The following is a 16,565-nucleotide window of genomic DNA, read 5'->3' as shown; positions in this document are numbered from 1 at the left end:
ATCGAGCGGCGCTGCCTGGAACTGCTGGACCGGGCCCAGCGGGGGCGTGATCGACGCCGGCGCCGACCTCGGCCGGGTCACCCGGGCCTTCTACGCCCTGCTCGGCGAGGCCGTCCACAGCCGGCCCGCTGGACCCGGACGCGCGGGCCGCCCGGATCGTCGACACCCTGCTGCACGGCGCCGGCCCCCGCTGAGTGCTCGGCGGGGGCCGGGGACCGTACGGCACGGGCCGCGAGGGCGGCCCGGTGCCCGTCAGCCGAAGCGGCCGTTGACGTAGTCGGCGGTGCGCTGGTCGGCCGGGCTGGTGAAGATCTGCCCGGTGGGCCCGGCCTCGACGATCCGCCCCGGGGTGTCGTGGCTGGCCAGGAAGAACGCGCAGGACTGCGAGACCCGTTGGGCCTGCTGCATGTTGTGGGTCACGATGACGATGGTGAGCCGCCCGCGCAGTTCGGCGATGGTCTCCTCGACCCGGCGGGTGGAGGTCGGGTCCAGGGCCGAGCAGGGCTCGTCCATCAGCAGGATCTCCGGGGAGACCGCCAGCGACCGGGCGATGCACAGCCGCTGCTGCTGGCCGCCGGAGAGCGCGCCGCCCGGGGTGTGCAGCCGCCCGCTGACCTCGTTCCACAGGCCGGCCCGGCGCAGGCTGGACTCGATCAGGTGGTCCCGCTCCTGGCGGCCGACCTTGATCCCGGCCAGCTTCAGGCCGCTGGCCACGTTGTCCGCGATGGACATCGCCGGGAACGGGTTGGGCCGCTGGAAGACCATGCCGATCCGGCGCCGCACCTCGGCCGGCCGGCGGCCCGGCGCGTAGACGTCCTCGCCGTCCAGCAGCACCTCCCCGGCCAGCGCGGCGCCGCGCACCATCTCGTGCATCCGGTTGAGGATCCGCAGGTAGGTGGACTTGCCGCAGCCCGAGGGCCCGATCAGCGCGGTCACCTCGCCGGCCCGCATGGCCAGCGAGACCCGGTCCAGCACCTTGTGGTCGCCGAACCACGCGGAGATCGCGCGGGTCTCCAGTCCGGCCAGCGCCGCGTCCTGGCCGCCGGCGGAACCGGCGGAGGGGCCAGCGGCGGCCCGGTCGGTGACGCGCGGCAGCGGGGCGGTGTCGGCCTCGGTCATGGTGCAGGTCCTTCCGAACGGGTGGTGGCTCAGTAGAGGTTGGGCAGCAGGGCGGCGGCGTTCTCGTAGACCGCCCAGAGCAGCGCGGCCAGCACCGGGCTGAGGCTCAGCCAGCCCGCCCGCGGGTGCCAGCGGCGGACGGCGACGGTGGTCGCCGCCGCGGCGCCCAGCAGCGCCAGCGCCCACAGCTGGAGCCCCGCCAGGGCGCCGCTGTCCACGGCGAGCGCGCGGTCGGCGGGCAGCAGGGCGGGGCGCCCGCCCGCCGCGGGCTGCGGCTCGCCGTCCAGCCGGGCGCCCACCAGCACGGTGCCGGTAGGGATCCAGCCGGAGTCGCTGGTGACCAGCACCAGCCGGGCCGGGGCGGTGTCGGTGATCGGGTGGTCGCCATCCCCGTAGGCGTTGACCACGTAGACGGAGCTGCCCTGCCCGGTGGTGACCTCGATCCGGTCGCCGACCCGCAGCTCGGACAGCCGGGCGAACGGCGCGCCGAACGAGGAGCCCCGGCCGAACAGCACGCTGGCGCCGCGCTGGCCCGGCAGCACCGAGTCCCGGCGGTGGCCGGGGCCGCGCATCAGGTCGCGGCCGGTGGTGCCCTCGACCACCACGGCCTGGCGCAGCCCGATCGCGGGGATGTCCACGACGGCCACCGGGTCGCCGTCCGCGGTCGGCCCGGTGGGGGCGACCGCGGTGGCGAGCCGGTCCCGGAAGGTCTTGTACGCGGTGGACTGGAAGTGCTGCTGCTGCAGGCCCGACAGCGCCAGCAGGTACCCGGCGAAGCCGAGCAGCAGCGCCGCCGCCAGGGTGGCCGCCCAGCCGGCCTGCACCACCCGGCGGCGCCCGCCGGAGAGGGCGGGCGGCGCCGGCGGGGACGGCTCGGCGGGCAGCGGCACGGGCTCCGGCGGCTCGGCCGCGGGCGGCCGGTCCAGGGTGGGGGCGGTCATCGGGCCCCACCGCCCGCCGCCGCGCGCCGGCGGCGCTGCAGCCAGTGGCCGAGCAGCGGCGGCACGGCCACCACGCCCAGCAGTTCCAGCGCGGTGAGGGTGGAGAGCACCCAGTCCTCGGGCCGGCCGCCGACCGCGACCACGGTGGCCGGCAGCGCGCCGCCACCGCCCCCGCTCCCGCCGCCGCCGGCGGTGACCACCTCGCCGGTCTGCGGGTCGACCACCTGCTCGGCCCCGGTGCCGCCGGCCGCGGCCGCACCGCCGGCGCCGCCGTCGCCCTGGCCGCCGGTGCTCCCACCGGTGCCGCCCCCGGCCGAACCGCCGGAGGACCCGCCGGCGGCCGAACCGCCGCCGCTGCCACCGGGCTTGGCCACGGCCTGGCCGTTCTGCACGGTGCAGTCGAGCGGCGCGCCCTGCTTGTCGCACGGGCTGGGCTGCGGCGCGTTCTTCAGCACGGTCAGCTCACCGGCCGAGTTGAAGGTCGGATTGGCGCAGTTGCTCAGCGAGTTGGGGTCGACCTGGCTGGCCTGGCCGGGGATGTGGGCGACCTGGAGCATGCCGCCGCGGACCAGGTTGCGCGGGATCGGCGAGTAGCCGAGGCTGTCCGCCTCGCCCTGCCCCTGGCACAGCACGTACGAGATGAACCGGCTGAGCGCGCTGCCCTTGTCGTTGGTGAAGCGCGGCGGCGGCGGGAGGGCCGCGCCGCCCCGGGGGACGATCAGGTAGCTGTAGCTGGACACCGGGTAGGAGCGCGGATCGGTCATCGAGTAGACGCCGTCGAGGTTCTGCTGCAGGAAGTCCGGGTCCGAGGCCGGGGTGGCGTCGTCGACGCCGCGGATCTTCGCGGCGGTCAGCGCCACCGCCACGTTGGAGGCGGTCGGCAGGCTGTAGTACCCGGCCGGGTTGAGCACCTTGACGACGGGCCAGTTGCTTCGCTTGGCGAAGGCGTACTCGTCGTAGCCGATCGCGCCGAGGCCGGTCGGCGACTGGATGTAGCCGGCCACCACGTCGGAGCCGTTCTGGGCGACCATCCGGCCGGCCGGCGGGTAGAACTCGGTGTAGTCGCCGCAGCTCACACCGTTGACCTGGGCGCAGTAGCTGTCCCACTCGGCCTTGTGGGTGTGCTCCATCCAGCGGGTGAACTGGGCGGTGGCGCCCGACCCGTCGGAGCGGACCACCGGGGTGATCGGCAGCTTGGGCAGCGCGCGCCCGTACTCCTGGGTGATCTTCGGGTCGTCCCAGGAGGTGATCTTGTTGGTGAAGATGCCGACCAGGGTCGCGGGCGACAGCCGCAGGTCGGTGACGCGCTTGCCGCCGACCACCAGGTTGTACATGAACGCCGTGCCGCCCGCGGTGATCGGCACGTACGAGTAGCCGTACACCGGGTTCTCCGGCTGGCCCGCGCCCGAGCCCGCCCCGCCGCTGCTCACACCGGTGTCGGCGCGGGAGCGGAACGGCACGTCGGAGGCGGTGAAGTCGTCCTGGCCGTTGCTCCACTGGGTGCGGCCGGCGGCCGAACCGACCGGGCTGAAGTTGATCTGGATGCCCTGCGGCGCCACGTCCTGGCGCCACTGGTCGATGGCCGGCCCGGCCCAGCTGGAGCCGTCGGCGTTCAACGAGGTGGCGGCGTGCGCGGGCGGGCTGGCCAGCAGCACCAGCAGGACGCCGAGCAGGACGGCCAGCGGACGCGCGGCCCGGGGGCCTGTCATGGGGACTCCTTGCGAGCGGTGGTGGCGGTGCGGGTTCATCGGGCGGCCCCCGCCGGGACTCCGGACGGCCGGACGGCCCGGTCGGCCCGGTCGGCCCGGTCGGCGCGGTCGGCCCGCGCCTGCCGGCGCAGCGTCATCCGCCCGGCGGGGCGGCCGCCGAGCACCCGGGCGGCCACGAACAGGATCAGGACGATCACCATCAGCGCGAGCGCGGCGGCGAAGGCGCGGGCGACCATGTCGGGGTAGGGCTGCTTGACGTAGTTCCAGATGTAGAGCGGGAGGCTGACCTGCCGCCCCTCCAGCGGGTTGGCGTTCATCCCGGCGGTGAAGCCCGAGGTCAGCAGCACCGGCGAGGTCTCGCCGACGCCGCGCGCCATGCCGAGCACCACCGCCGTCATCAGGCCGGGCCGGGCGGTGGGCAGCACCACGTTCCACACCGTGCGCCACTGGCTGCCGCCGAGCGCGTACGAGGCCTCCCGCAAGGTGCCGGGGACCAGGCGGATCACCACCTCGGCGGCCCGGGTGACGATCGGCATCATCATCACGGTCAACGCCAGCGAGGCGGCCAGGCCGCTCTTCTCGGCGCCGAAGGTGAGGATCACCACGCCGAGCACGAACAGGCCCGCCACGATCGACGGCAGCGCGGTCATCGCCTCGACCAGGGTACGCACCGGCCGAGCCAGCCGGCCGCCGACCTCGGACATGAAGACCGCCGCCGCGATGCCGAGCGGCACCGCGAACAGGGTGGCCAGGCCCAGCTGTTCGAGCGAACCGACGATCGCGTTCAGCGCCCCGCCGGAGGTGATCGGCGAGAGCGCGGCGGTGTGCTCCATCGACTCGGTGAAGAAGTTGACGTGCTGCGCCGCGTCCAGGCCGCGCACCAGCACGTAGCCGATCTGGTCCAGGATCAGCCCGACCACCAGCAGGCCGGAGCTCCAGGCGACGAGGGTGACCATCCGCTCGCGGACGTTCAACGGGTCCCACTGGAGCCGGCCGACGGCGAAGTACGTGCCGAGGAACAGCGCGTACCAGCAGAGCAGGAAGCCCTGCGCGCCGCTGAACGGCAGCAGCCGCTCGTACAGCAGCCAGTCCAGGGCCAGCGAGCCGGCGGCCGAGGCGGCCAGCGACCAGAGGTCGGCCCGGCTCGCCCCGCTCAGCTTCAGGCGGCGCTCGGGGGCATCGGGGGCCGCGGCCGGCGCGGGCTTGGCCATGGACGGTGGCGCGGTGGCGCTCATCGGGAGGGTTCCCTTCGGGAGGGGATCGGCACGGTGGGCGGCGGGCACGGGTCAGTCCGCCGTGGCCGCGCCGGAGCGCGAGCGGTTGATGATCACGCCGGCGGCCAGGTTCACCAGCAGGGTGAGGGCGAACAGCACCAGGCCGGCCGCCATCAGGGCGGACAGCGAGAGCGAGTCCGACTCGCCGAAGCGCAGCGCGATCAGCGCCGAGATCGAGTTGGCGCCGTTCTCCAGCACGTGCCCGGTCACCTTGAACGAGGGCGAGATGATCAGCGCGACCGCGATGGTCTCGCCCATCGCCCGGCCGAAGCCCAGCATCACCGCGCCGATCACCCCGCCCCGGCCGAACGGCAGCACCACGGTGCGCACCATCCCCCAGCGGGTCGAGCCCAGCGCGTACGCGCCCTCCCGCTCGCCGGCCGGCGCCTGGGAGAACACCTCCCGGCTCAGCGAGGTGATGATCGGGATGATCATCAGCGACACCACCACGCCGGCGATGAAGGTGGAGGAGGTGTACGAGGTGCCGATGTCGCCGGTGCGCACCTTCAGGAACGGGAGGACCCCGCCCAGGTGCAGCGCCAGCCAGCGGATGAACCCGACGATCCGCGGCTGCAGGAAGAACAGGCCCCACAGGCCGTAGACGATGCTCGGGATCGCCGCCATCAGGTCCACCAGCGAGACCAGCACCGAGCGCAGCCGCGGCGGCGCGTACTCCGAGATGAAGACCGCCGCGGTGAGTGCCACCGGGACGGCGATGCAGAGCGCGATCAGGGCGATCAGCAGGCCGTTGGGCAGCACCGCGGCGATGCCGAACCGGTGCGCGGCGGTCTGCCAGCGCTGCTCGGTGAAGAAGGACCAGCCGACCGCCCGCAGCGCCTGGGAGCCGCGCAGCAGCAGGAAGAACGCGATCAGGCCCATGATCAGGAAGACCGAGAGCCCGGCGGCCCGCAGCACGCCCCGGAACAGCCGGTCGGCCGGCGCGGCGGGGGCGCTGATCACCCGCGGCCGGTCCTGCGCCGGATCGTCGGCGGGCGGCATCAGGGGGGCGGCGGACTGGAGGTGGGATGCCATCGGGTTCGTCTCTCTCCGGCTCTCTGGTCTCTGCTGGTCTCTCTGGCCCCGGCGGGCCCTGCGGCCCGGCCGGGCGGACGGGATGGCCGGTGCCGGCCGGGCCTGGACGGCGGCCCGGCCGGCACCGGGCGGCTCAGCCCCCCGAGCCGGTCAGCCGCGACCAGGACCGGCGGGCCGCACCCGAGATCCGGGTGCCCGCCGCCGTACCGCCCAGCAGCAGCGCCGCGGGCCCCCCGACCAGCAGCACCCCGCCGGCCACCAGCACCACCGGCAGCAGGATCCGGGCCGCCCCGGCCCGGTCCGCGGAGGGCCGGCCGACCGGCGCGGCGGCCAGCGCGGAGGCGCTCGACGAGGGCTTGGCGCCGCCCGCCGCCACCGGTGCGCCGGTCACCGGGTCAACGGCGCCGGTTGCCCCGCCCCCGGTCCCGCCGCCGATCCCGCCACCGGAGGAACTCCCCCCGGTGGAGCCGCCGCTGCCGCCGGCCGTGCCCCCGGTGCCCGAGCCGCCGCTGCCGCCGTCACCGCCGCCCGCCGCCGGGGCGGTCTGGTTGCCGGGGAGCGCGCCGTCCTGCGCCGCCACGTGCTGCGCGGCGCGCTGCGCCTGCTCGCCCTGGGCGGTGGAGAGCGCGGTGTAGCCGGGGGCGAGCCGGCCGGGGCCCCAGCCGTAGACCTGGCCGCCGCCGGCGTCGGTGACCTGCCGCACGAAGCGGGAGACCGCGGCCGCCTTGCCGGCCGCCAGGCCCTCGGTCGGCAGCATCGCGTACTGCACGGTGGTGAGCGGGTAGGCCGCCCGGTCGCCGGCGAACGCGGAACCGCGGTCACCGTACGGCAGTTGCTGGGTGCCGGTGGTCTGGTCGACCGGCATGTCGGCCACCGCCGCCTGCATCCCGCTCAGCGTCGGCGCGACGAACCCGCCCGCCGGGTTGAGGAGTTCGGCCTCCGGCAGGCTCATCGCCTGCGCCGAGCCGGCGTCCAGCACCGCGAAGAAGCCGCGCTCGCCGACCGGCTGCGGGATGCACTTGTCGTGGCCGCCGGTCGCGGTGACGTCCGGGTTCAGGCAGGAGGCCAGCGCCTGGAGGGCGTTGCGGGTCACCTGGCCGAGACCGCCGAGCAGCGGGTTCCACTCGTACTGCTTCCAGCTCTTGGGGCCGGAGTAGTCCTGCGGCTGGAAGGCGTCGACCGGGTAGCCGGAGAACTTCGGCTTCAGGTAGAGCGCGTCGAGGTGCATGCCCCACGGGTCGTCGGCGCCCTGGAGGAACTGGCTCGCGTCCGGGTCCGCCGCGATCCACGCGGTCAGCTGGTGCACCAGGTCGGTGGTGCCGCCGACCACCACCGGGGAGGTGGCCCGGAAGTCGCCGTTGATCAGGCAGCCCGGCCAGACCGGCCCGTTCACCGGGTCGCTCGGGTTCAGCTGCTTGAACTCCGGGTCCTCGAAGATGCAGAGCGGGTTGCCCTGCACCGACTCGATGTCGTCCTGCCCGGCCATCCGGTACGACTGGGTCAGCATCTTCGCCAGCAGCCGCGCGTTCAGCCGCAGCCGGCGGACCTGCTGGTGGGTGGCGCCGTCGTCGACCAGGTACGCCACCGAGATCGCCGAGTTGGCCAGCGGCGCGTACACGTACGGCCGGGCGGCGGGGCCGGTGTCGGGGCGGGCGGTCAGCGCCAGGTCGCTGCCGGAGCGGCGCAGGAAGGCCGCGCGGGCCTGCGGCTCGCCGCCGCCGAAGGTGTACTGGAGGTTCAGCGGGTTGTCGCCCTGGCACAGACCGGCCCGCCACTGCTGCATCGCCCGGTTGGCCATCTCCAGGCCGGTGGCGGAGAACGCGGAGGCGCCGTCCGCGCAGTCGTCGGCCGAGGGGGCGAAGGTCAGCGGGACGACCGCCCGGTGGGTCCACGCGCAGGCCTCGCCGCTGCGCCAGCTGTCCGGCCCGACGTTGGCCCGGTCGAGCATGGCGTCGGTGGCCGAGTTGTAGAAGTAGTCCACGTCCGGCGAGTGGTCCTCGCAGTTGATCTGGCCCGGCTCCGCCTGGTAGGCCCCGATCGGGTCACCGCCGTAGTTCGGCTCCACCACCAGCGAGCAGGCGTGGTTCTGGTCGCAGCCGAGGGTCTGGCTCTGCTGCGAGGTCCAGACCTCGATCGAGAGCGAGCCGGTGCCGTCCGGCCGGGTGGCCCCGATCACCATGTTGGTCGGGAACTCGGGGGTGTTCAGGCCGGCCGCGGGGGCCTTCTGCTCGAAGCCCTTGGCCGGGTCGCCGCCGTAGAGCAGCGAGCCGTAGCAGTCGGTCGGCTTCGGGTCGGTGCCGCGGCACTGGTACACCCGGACCGGGTAGACCGCGTTGGTGTCGTAGGCGCCGTTCGACGGGTGCCGGACGGTGCTCACCGGGCTGCCGAACAGGTCCACGGTGGGGGTGAAGCCCGACCAGGACACCTGGACCACCCGGTTGGTCAGCCCGGTCGCCGGGGTGACCGTGACCGACCCCGGCGCGCCGTACGTCCCGCTCGCCGGGTCCCAGACCGGCGGGCCGGCGACGGTCACCCCGCCGGCGGCCTGCGCCCGCGGGGCTCCGTCGAGGCCCAGCGGGACGATGCCGATCGCCACCACCACCGCCCAGGCGAAGGATGCCGCCAGCAGCATCCTCGGCCACCTCGGGCGGCCGATCGGACGGGGTGGGCGGAGTCTCATGGTGGGCACCTCCGGGTGCGGCGGGACGGCCGGGCAGGGCGGAACGAGGCGTCGACGGACTCCGGTTCGCGGAGTCGACGGCCTGCCGGACGACTCCATTCGGCCAGACCGACATGACGATTGACTGTCGCTCAGGTGGATGGGGCCACAACTGGCCCACGGTCGGCCGCACTTCACCGGCTAGTGATCAATCCCGTTGTACTGTAAGGAACTTGGCGTGATCTGTTCGCCGGGCCGGGAACGGGCGAGGGGCCACGCGGTGGCTGCGTGGCCCCTCGGGGGATCGGGCCGCCGGCCCGGGGCACAGGGACCCCGGGGCGCGGACGGTCCGGCGGCTCAGGAGGCCGGGGTGAAGTTCACCGTGAGCGAGCCGATCGACTGGCCGGCGGCGAAGAAGGTGGTGTTCAGCTTCTGGTCGAGCAGCTGCGCGGCCTGGGCGTCGACGGTCAGGTCCGCCGAGGTCAGGGTCTGCAGGGCGCCGGTGCGGGTCACCCGGGCGTCGCCGGCCGGGTCGGCCAGCGCGATCGGGGTGGTGGAGCCCGCCGGGACACCGGTCAGCTGCCAGCTGTCCACGCTGAACGCCAGCTGCTTGAAGACCAGGGAACGGCCGGTCTTCACGTCGATCACCAGGAGGCTGCCGCCGACCTCGACGTTGCCGTAGAACTGCGGGATGTCGGCGACGCCGCCGGTGACCGGGAAGGTCGCCGAGAGCCCGGTGGTCCCGTCGTACGAGCCCGTGCCCGAGGGCAGCGGCAGGGCGATGATGCCCGCCAGCGCGGCCTGCTGGAAGAAGGTGTTGCTCTCGTTCACCACGATGCTGCCGGTGGCCGGGGTGGCGGCGGCGGCCGGGGTGGCGGCCACCGCGCCGGCGGCGAGGGCCAGGGTGGCGGTGCCCGCGGCGACGCGGACGGCGAGACGGGCGGCGGGACGGGACATCGGCGGTTCTCCTCGACTACGTGGGGCCCGCTCGGCGGGTCCCGGGGTTGCTGGCGTACTGAGCCGGTGCGGTGCCGGTCCCGCCCGCCGCACCGGCCGGTGGGCCGGGCGGCGGACGGGACCGGTGAGGTGCCGTGCGCGGTGCTAGGACGTGCTGGTCACGTGGTGCGGGTGGAGCCGGTTCCGGATCCGGAGCAGGATCAGAACGTGCCGCAGGCGGTGCCCGGCAGGTTCAGGAAGCCGTAGCTGGTGATGGAGGCCTTGCCGCCGGTCGCGCTGCAGACCCAGCCGCTCTGGCCGAAGATGGCGCGCAGCTGGCTGCCCACGCCGAACTCGGTGTCACGGACGACCGTGTACAGCACCCGGCCGTAGGAGCCCGCGGCGAAGGCCGGGTTCAGGGTGTTGGTGCCGGTCAGCGGGTTGACCCCGTTGACCTGGCGGACGGTCAGCACGCCGACGTTGTCGGTCGCGGTGGTGTGACCGTTCAGCTGGCCCACGTAGTGGCCGACCGAGTAGGGGAAGACCACGTTGACGTCGTTCAGCGCGGCGTCGGTGCCCTCGTTCTCCTCCGGGCCGGTCACCACGCAGGCGCCCGGGGTGAGGGCGGTGCCGCCACCGTTGATCGCGGTCAGGAAGAAGGAACGGGTGCCGGAGGAGGCCTGCGGCAGGTACGGCTTGATGGTGGCGTTCGGCAGCGAGGCCGAGATCTGGTTCCAGTTGGTCTTGGTGCAGGAGTAGATCGCCACCAGGTCGGCCGTGGTCAGGTTCGCCGGGGCGTTGCCGCCCGCCTTGGCGGACCAGGACACCGCGTCCTTGGCCAGGTTCACGAAGTCGAAGCCGGCCGGGTCGGTGGCCTGCTTGGCCCGGGAGGAACGGGCGAAGTCGACCGTGGCGTTGGTGTTCGCGTTGAGCGCGGTGATACCGGCGCCGGAACCGTTCGGGCGGGTGATGGAGGTCGCGCCGGTCTTGGTGGTGAGCGGGGAGCTGCCGGTGGCGTCCCAGCTGTACAGGCGCGGAGCGGTGCTGCCGCTGCTCGTCAGGAAGGTGTTGTAGTCGGTGGAGAACTGGTTGTACAGAGCCTGCGTGGTGTCCGAACCCACGCCCACGATCGAGCCGGCGGCCGGCAGGCTCGCCGGGTCGGCGGCGGCGGGCGAGACCGCGACGGTCGCGAGCGAGGCGGTGATCGCGGTGGCGGCGAGCAGCTTGGCGGCGGTGTGACGCATGTTCCTCTTCCTCCGGTGGGAGAGACGTACATCGCGTGACCCCGGACCCGGAGAGGGCCCGCGGCGCCGGGCGGCTGGTGTGCGGCCCCCGGCGGCACCGATACTTGCGGCGCCGCCCACGGCCCGGGAAGTGCCGTCCGCATGTGACCGGATCCGGCGCCAGCCGGTGTGGACGGTCCGACCGGGGAGCGTCACCGCAGCTCAGCACGGGTCGCCGGGCGACCTGATCGACCATCAGTTTCCGGTTCCGGCGCGGCACCGTTCTTCTCCCGGTGGCGACTCGGGGGGCGGCCGGTCACCTGACGGCCACCACCGCACCCCGCCCACGTCCGGTCCACCGCGCTCACCAGGGCCAACGGTCCAGCGGGCCCGGCACGCGCAGCGCGTACTCCAACTGCTGGAGAGCGGTACGGAAACTCCCGATGCCCTGCCGGCACTGGTCCCGCCGGAGGTAGCCGCGGGCGCTGCGGGCGATCAGCTCGGGCCCGTCCGCCCCCGGCCGGGTGCTGCGCGGCGGCAGGCAGGCCGTCCACACCCACAGGTGCGGGCCGCCCTGCGCGAGCTGGTACCGCAGGGCCGCCCGCTCCACCAACAACTCCCGGACCCCGGCCAGGAGTTCCTCCTCACTCCGGTAGGGCCGGACCGAGGTGGCCAGCCGGCGTCCGTTCGCGGCGCTCAGCGTCCAGCCGACCGCCCCGTCCGCGCCCTGGGTAGCCAGCAGGCGCGGACGGCGCTGCGCGCTCACCGCGGCGACCCGGGAGCGGCCCGCCACTCCTCGGCCTGCCGGGCGAGTAACGCCACGAATCTTCGGAAGGCGCTCTGACAGGTGGCGTAGCGCTCGTACGCCCGGTGCGAGCGCACCAGCGGATTGCCGCGCGGACCGGGGACCACCCAGACCCAGCCCAGGCCCTCCCGGACGTGGGTGATCCGGGCCACCAGCGCCGGCCCCGCGGCGACCAGTTCGGTGAAGCCGCGCTCGGCGTCCGCCACCGATTCGAAGACCGGTGGGGAGACCGCCACCACCCGCCCGTTGGGCGCCTTGAGCTGCCAGTGGAACCGGCCGCCCGGCGCGCGTTCCGCCTGCAGGCCCTCCCACCGCGCCGCACTCCCGCCGCCGCGCCGTTCGAGCGCCGGACCATCCACTGCCGCCCCCGGGGGTAGGGGCCCCACGGGCCGGCCGCGCGCGGGAGCGCTCCCGGACGGCGGCGGCGCACGCGAGGACCTTTTGTGAAGACATGACCAAGCAGGTCAAAGCTACGTGTGCATACCGGGGACCAGGAAGCGTGATCAGCCTCCAACCACGCTTCTTCCCCGGGAAGTTCCCCCGCATTAATCTGACCGCTCATCATTCGGCCGCTCGGCGCATCGCGCTCCGGGCGACGGGGCGCCACTTCCAGTCAACTCGCCGAGTGCGACACGGTTTTGGCCACAACGGGTGACCTCGCCGGAGACACGCCGAGCCGGCCCGGCGCCCCCTGCCAGGATCAGGGCCGCACCCCCTCCCCCGTCCCCCGCGGCCACCCGAGGAGCTCCATGCCCGAACAGCACGAGCACGGCGAGACCGGCGTCCACTCCGGGCGCAGCGCACACGATGCACACCTCGGATCCACCTCCGACCGGCCCGAGCCGGCGGCCGGCACCGACCCGATCACCGACCCCGCGACCGCACCGGACCCCACCGCCGACCCCGGGGCCGCTCCCGACACCGGGCCCACTCCCGACACCGGCCCCGCGAGCGACGGGGAGAGCCTGCGGCTCCAGTTCCCCGCCGATCGCAGGCTCCGCTCCCAGCAGTCGCTGTCGGTGCTGGCGATGAGCCGCCGGCTGCCCCAACTGGTGCGCCGCGCCTTCGCGCTGGCCTGGCGGGTGGACCGGCTCGCCACCGTCCTGCTGCTGGTCCTCCAGGCCCTCTCCGGCCTCCTCGGCGCGCTCGCCCTGGTGGCCACCACCGAGACCATCCGGCTGGTGGCGGCCGGCCGGATCGCCGACCACCTCGGCGAGGCTGCGCCGTCGCTCGCCGTGCTCGGCCTGGCCACCGGGCTGCGTGCGCTGTTCGGGGTGGCCATCACCGGCCTGTCCGAGCGGCTGGCCCCGAGGATCGGCCGCGAGGGCGAGCTGACCCTGCTGGAGGCGGCCACCTCGGCCGAGCTGGCCGCGTACGACACCCCCGGCTACAACGACAAGTGGGACGCCGCCGACCGCGGCGCCGACGTCTCCAAGGACCTGATCGGGGACGCCCAGAACCTGATCTCCTCCGCCGTCTCCCTGCTCACCGCCGCCTCGGTGCTCACCGTGCTGCACCCGCTGCTGCTGCCCTTCCTGCTGGCGGCCTCGATCCCTTCCGGGGTGGCTGCCGTCCGGGCCGCCCAGGTGCACTACCTCGGCATGATGGAGACCCTGGAGGACCGGCGGCTGCTCGGGCTGCTGCGCTGGTTCCTGGTCGACAAGACCACCGCCGACCAGGTCAGGTCGGACACCGTCGCGGGGTTCCTGCTCGGCCGCTACCGCGCGGCCGGCACCCGGATCGACCGCACCACCGACCGGGCCGCCTGGCGCTCCGCCCGGATCAGCCTGGTCGGCGCGGTGGCCGCCGGCCTCGCCTCGCTGACCGTGTGGGTGGTGCTCGCCTGGCTGCTGACCAGCGGGCGGATGAGCGTCGCCTCCGCGGGCACCGCCGTGATCGGGCTGCGCACGGCGGCCACCGGGCTGCAGGGCATCGTCGGCTTCGGCGCCCGGCTGTACCGGCTGGGCCTGTACCTGGACGACTGGGCCGAGTTCGTCGAGCTGGCGGGCGGCCACCGGATCGACCGCGGCACGATCCGGCCGGCCGGCCCGGAGCTGGTCGAGGTCCGCGACCTGAGCTACACCTACCCGGGCGCCGACCGGCCGGCCCTGGACGGCGTCTCGCTCACCCTGGCCCGCGGCGAGATCGTCGCCCTGATCGGGGAGAACGGCTGCGGCAAGACCACCCTGATGAAGTGCCTGGCCGCGCTCAACCTGCCGCACGGCGGCGAGGTGCTCTGGGACGGCGTGCCCACCCGCGCCCTGGACGCGCAGGCCGCCTGGCGGCGCACCGCCGTGGTGCCGCAGGAGTTCGCCCGCTGGCCGCTCACCGCCCGGGACAACATCCAGCTCGGCCAGTCGCTGCGCGGCGGCGACGAGGCGGTACTGGCGGCCGCCGCCCGCAGCGGCGCGGACGAGGTGATCGGCGGCCTGCGTTCGGGCCTGGACACCCTGCTGGCCCGGGAGTGGTGGGGCGGGGTGGAGCTGAGCAGCGGCCAGTGGCAGCGGATCGCGGTGGCCCGGGCGCTGCACCGGGAGGCGGGCCTGCTGGTGCTGGACGAGCCGACCTCCGACCTGGACGCCCGGGTGGAGCACCGGATCTTCCACAGCCTGCGCGGCCTGGCCGAGAGCCGGGCGGTCATCCTGGTCACCCACAACCTGATCAACGCGGCGGTGGCGGACCGGATCGTGGTGATGCGGGCCGGGCGGATCGTGCAGACCGGCAGCTACGACCGGCTGATCACCGAGCCGGGCCTGTTCCGCGAACTGTGGCTGCTCCAGCGCGACCGCGGCCAGGTGCCGGCGCAGCGGGCGACCGGCCGCGACTGACCCGGGAGGCCGGGCATGCGCGAACCCCCGGGCCGGCGGCCCGGGGGTTCGGGTACGGCGGTCGGGGCGGGTCAGCCCGCGGGCCGCTGGAGCCAGTTCTCGTCGCAGTCGATCCGGATGGTCAGCGACCTGTCCTGCTCCAGGTTCTGGGCGTGGTCGACGGAGCGGTAGAGCAGGGTGTGCTCGCCGTCCCCGCTCACGGTGACCGGGCCGGTGTACTGCGTCCAGCCGGCGCCGTCGAGGTTGTACTCGGTCCTGGCCACCCCGGACACGTCGTCCGTCGCGGTCAGGGTCACCGTCACGTCCTCGTGGAAGACGCCGTGCATGCCGCCGTGCGGGTGGGTGGCTCCCTGCGGGTGGGTGGTGGCGGTGGTGACCGGCGGCGTGGTGTCCAGCGGCACCTCCATCCGGGCCTCCTCCATGGTCAGCTCGTCCTCCAGGGTCGGCGCCGGGACGCCGGCCGGACTGCCCGGGTGGCTGATCGAGCCGCCGCGCAGCTGGAGGGAGCCCCAGTCGTCGTAGCCGCTGAGCGTGGTGCGCACCTGGTCGTTGTTGGTGTCGAAGGCGACGGTGGGCCGGCTGATCACACCGTCGCAGTCCCAGTCGATCTCACCGGCACTGGAGGGCACGGTGACGAACCTGCCCTGCCCGTTGACGTTCGGGCAGTAGTGGATGGCGTCGTAGCCCTTGCCGGAGGGCGGGTACTGCCGCTCGTTCAGGCTGTTCTCGTTCAGCGGGAGCTGCTGGCGGGAGTAGTCGACGACCCCGGTGGTGGTCCCGATGGTCAGGCCCATCTGGTACGAGTAGTTCATCACGCTGAAGTACTGCGGCTTGTGGTTCGGGGTGTCGGCGTTGCCGCCGTGCCGCAGGCCCAGGTTGTGGCCCAGCTCGTGCATGAAGGTGCCGGCCTGCTGGTCGACCGAGCCCACCGAGTTGGTGAAGCTGCCCAGGCTGACGATGAAGTCGCTGCCGGGGGTGCCGGCGGAGATGCCGCTGGAGGTGCTGCCCGACTGGAGGTTGTGGGCCGAGACGGCGTAGTGGAAGATCGACGCCCGGCCGGTGCTGACGAAGCCGCCGGTGGCCGTCTTCAGGGTGTTGAAGGCGTTCCACTGGTACATGTTGTTGGCGTCCACGGTGCCGAGGTTGGTGGCCTCGGTCTGCTGCTTGGCCCGGCTCAGGGTGCCCCAGGTCTTGTTGGTGGCGAAGTCCAGGATGCTGTCGGGGCCGGCGTCGACGTGCAGGTTGATGCCGGTGGTCGGCGAGTGCCGGTTGTACGGCGAGTTGGCGAAGGCGTCGACGACCCGGCGGATGGCTGCGGCGTCCAGCCGGTGGCTGTGCGCGGCGTCGGCCATCCAGTCGAGCTGGACGAAGACGTCGGGCTTGTCGACCTTGGCGCCCATCCCGGGCAGGTCGATGAACTTGGCGGGGCTGCCGTCACCGGGGTCGATGGTGACGCCGTTGCGCTTCCAGTCGTCGGGGATGCCGTCGCAGGTGGTGGAGTTGCAGTCGAAGGTGAACTGCACGGTCGAGCCGGCGCCGGCGCCGCCGGAGTGGCCGAGCACGTAGCCGGTCGGCGCGGTCTGGGTGTAGGTGTTCGGCCCGGTGACGGGGACGTTCCAGCCGACCCGGGCGGTGCCGGTGGCGGCCTCCCCGGCCACCTGGTAGACCAGCGTCCCCTCGGTCCCGGCGGGGTCGCCGCAGGCGGTGGCGGTCCAGTGCCCGGTGGTCCCGGCGTCGATCCGGGCCGGGGCGAACGGGATCACGCAGCCGTGCGGAACGGTGATCGTCATGCCGATCAAGTCCCGGTCGCTGTTGTTGACGAAGTCCACCGTCACGCTGCCGCCCTCGCGCCGCGCCGCCGCGGCCGGCGTGATCGCCGCCACCAGCGTGAGCAGCGCGAGGACCACCACCGACACCACCGCGTACCCACCACGGCGGGCCGCCACTGCCACGGCCGGCCGCCCGGCCGACCCGAGAGAACGTTCTGTCGTCATACGGCCACGCTAGGCATCCACCCGCTGACAACCTGTCATGACCCG

12 protein-coding genes are annotated in these 16,565 nt (G+C 74.1%); 1 reads left to right on the top strand and 11 read right to left on the bottom strand.

The window, feature by feature from the left end; translation table 11 throughout:
• Positions 1 to 252: 252 nt before the first annotated feature.
• The 10 genes from ABT014_RS25765 to ABT014_RS25720 all read right to left on the bottom strand — a co-directional run bounded on the left by ABT014_RS25765 (position 253) and on the right by ABT014_RS25720 (position 12,057).
• The gene (locus ABT014_RS25765; protein ID WP_350641555.1) at positions 253 to 1,119 is read right to left on the bottom strand and encodes a phosphate ABC transporter ATP-binding protein; all 867 of its coding nucleotides are present in this window, start codon (positions 1,117 to 1,119) and stop codon (positions 253 to 255) included.
• 29 nt (positions 1,120 to 1,148) lie between these two features.
• Positions 1,149 to 2,060 carry a sortase gene (locus ABT014_RS25760; protein ID WP_350641554.1) on the bottom strand — a complete coding sequence of 304 codons (912 nt, stop codon included), beginning with the start codon at positions 2,058 to 2,060 and terminating at the stop codon, positions 1,149 to 1,151.
• On the bottom strand, positions 2,057 to 3,769 hold the full coding sequence (locus ABT014_RS25755; RefSeq protein ID WP_350641553.1) for a substrate-binding domain-containing protein: 1,713 nt from the start codon (positions 3,767 to 3,769) through the stop codon (positions 2,057 to 2,059). Before ABT014_RS25755 ends, ABT014_RS25760 begins: the two co-directional genes overlap by 4 nt.
• A gap of 35 nt (positions 3,770 to 3,804) precedes the next feature.
• Positions 3,805 to 5,004, bottom strand: coding sequence for a phosphate ABC transporter permease PstA (pstA, locus tag ABT014_RS25750; protein WP_350641552.1), 1,200 nt, complete (start codon positions 5,002 to 5,004; stop codon positions 3,805 to 3,807).
• A 51-nt stretch (positions 5,005 to 5,055) separates the two neighbouring features.
• Complete coding sequence (pstC, locus tag ABT014_RS25745; protein ID WP_350641551.1) at positions 5,056 to 6,075, bottom strand: phosphate ABC transporter permease subunit PstC; 1,020 nt, start codon at positions 6,073 to 6,075, stop codon at positions 5,056 to 5,058.
• A 133-nt stretch (positions 6,076 to 6,208) separates the two neighbouring features.
• A complete protein-coding gene (locus ABT014_RS25740) occupies positions 6,209 to 8,707 on the bottom strand; it encodes a hypothetical protein (protein WP_350641550.1) in 2,499 nt (832 codons plus the stop codon).
• Positions 8,708 to 9,091: 384 nt separating this feature from the next.
• Positions 9,092 to 9,691, bottom strand: coding sequence for a hypothetical protein (locus ABT014_RS25735; protein WP_350641549.1), 600 nt, complete (start codon positions 9,689 to 9,691; stop codon positions 9,092 to 9,094).
• A 200-nt stretch (positions 9,692 to 9,891) separates the two neighbouring features.
• On the bottom strand, positions 9,892 to 10,914 hold the full coding sequence (locus ABT014_RS25730; protein ID WP_350641548.1) for a PstS family phosphate ABC transporter substrate-binding protein: 1,023 nt from the start codon (positions 10,912 to 10,914) through the stop codon (positions 9,892 to 9,894).
• Positions 10,915 to 11,257: 343 nt separating this feature from the next.
• The gene (locus ABT014_RS25725) at positions 11,258 to 11,659 is read right to left on the bottom strand and encodes a hypothetical protein (RefSeq protein WP_350641547.1); all 402 of its coding nucleotides are present in this window, start codon (positions 11,657 to 11,659) and stop codon (positions 11,258 to 11,260) included.
• Positions 11,656 to 12,057 carry a YegP family protein gene (locus ABT014_RS25720; RefSeq protein WP_350641546.1) on the bottom strand — a complete coding sequence of 134 codons (402 nt, stop codon included), beginning with the start codon at positions 12,055 to 12,057 and terminating at the stop codon, positions 11,656 to 11,658. Before ABT014_RS25720 ends, ABT014_RS25725 begins: the two co-directional genes overlap by 4 nt.
• Positions 12,058 to 12,447: 390 nt before the next feature.
• On the opposite strand from ABT014_RS25720, the gene ABT014_RS25715 reads away from it, so the two are divergent.
• The gene (locus ABT014_RS25715; protein WP_350641545.1) at positions 12,448 to 14,526 is read left to right on the top strand and encodes an ATP-binding cassette domain-containing protein; all 2,079 of its coding nucleotides are present in this window, start codon (positions 12,448 to 12,450) and stop codon (positions 14,524 to 14,526) included.
• A gap of 71 nt (positions 14,527 to 14,597) precedes the next feature.
• Here ABT014_RS25715 and ABT014_RS25710 read toward each other — a convergent pair whose 3' ends face one another.
• A complete protein-coding gene (locus ABT014_RS25710; RefSeq protein ID WP_350641544.1) occupies positions 14,598 to 16,520 on the bottom strand; it encodes an OmpL47-type beta-barrel domain-containing protein in 1,923 nt (640 codons plus the stop codon).
• Between the last annotated feature and the right edge of the window lie 45 nt (positions 16,521 to 16,565).

Origin of the sequence: Kitasatospora sp. NPDC094015 (genome assembly GCF_040304075.1) — a bacterium.
Lineage (GTDB): Bacteria > Actinomycetota > Actinomycetes > Streptomycetales > Streptomycetaceae > Kitasatospora.
The sequence above is the reverse complement of the archived record's forward strand: the minus strand, read 5'-3'. Positions and strand labels throughout refer to the sequence as shown.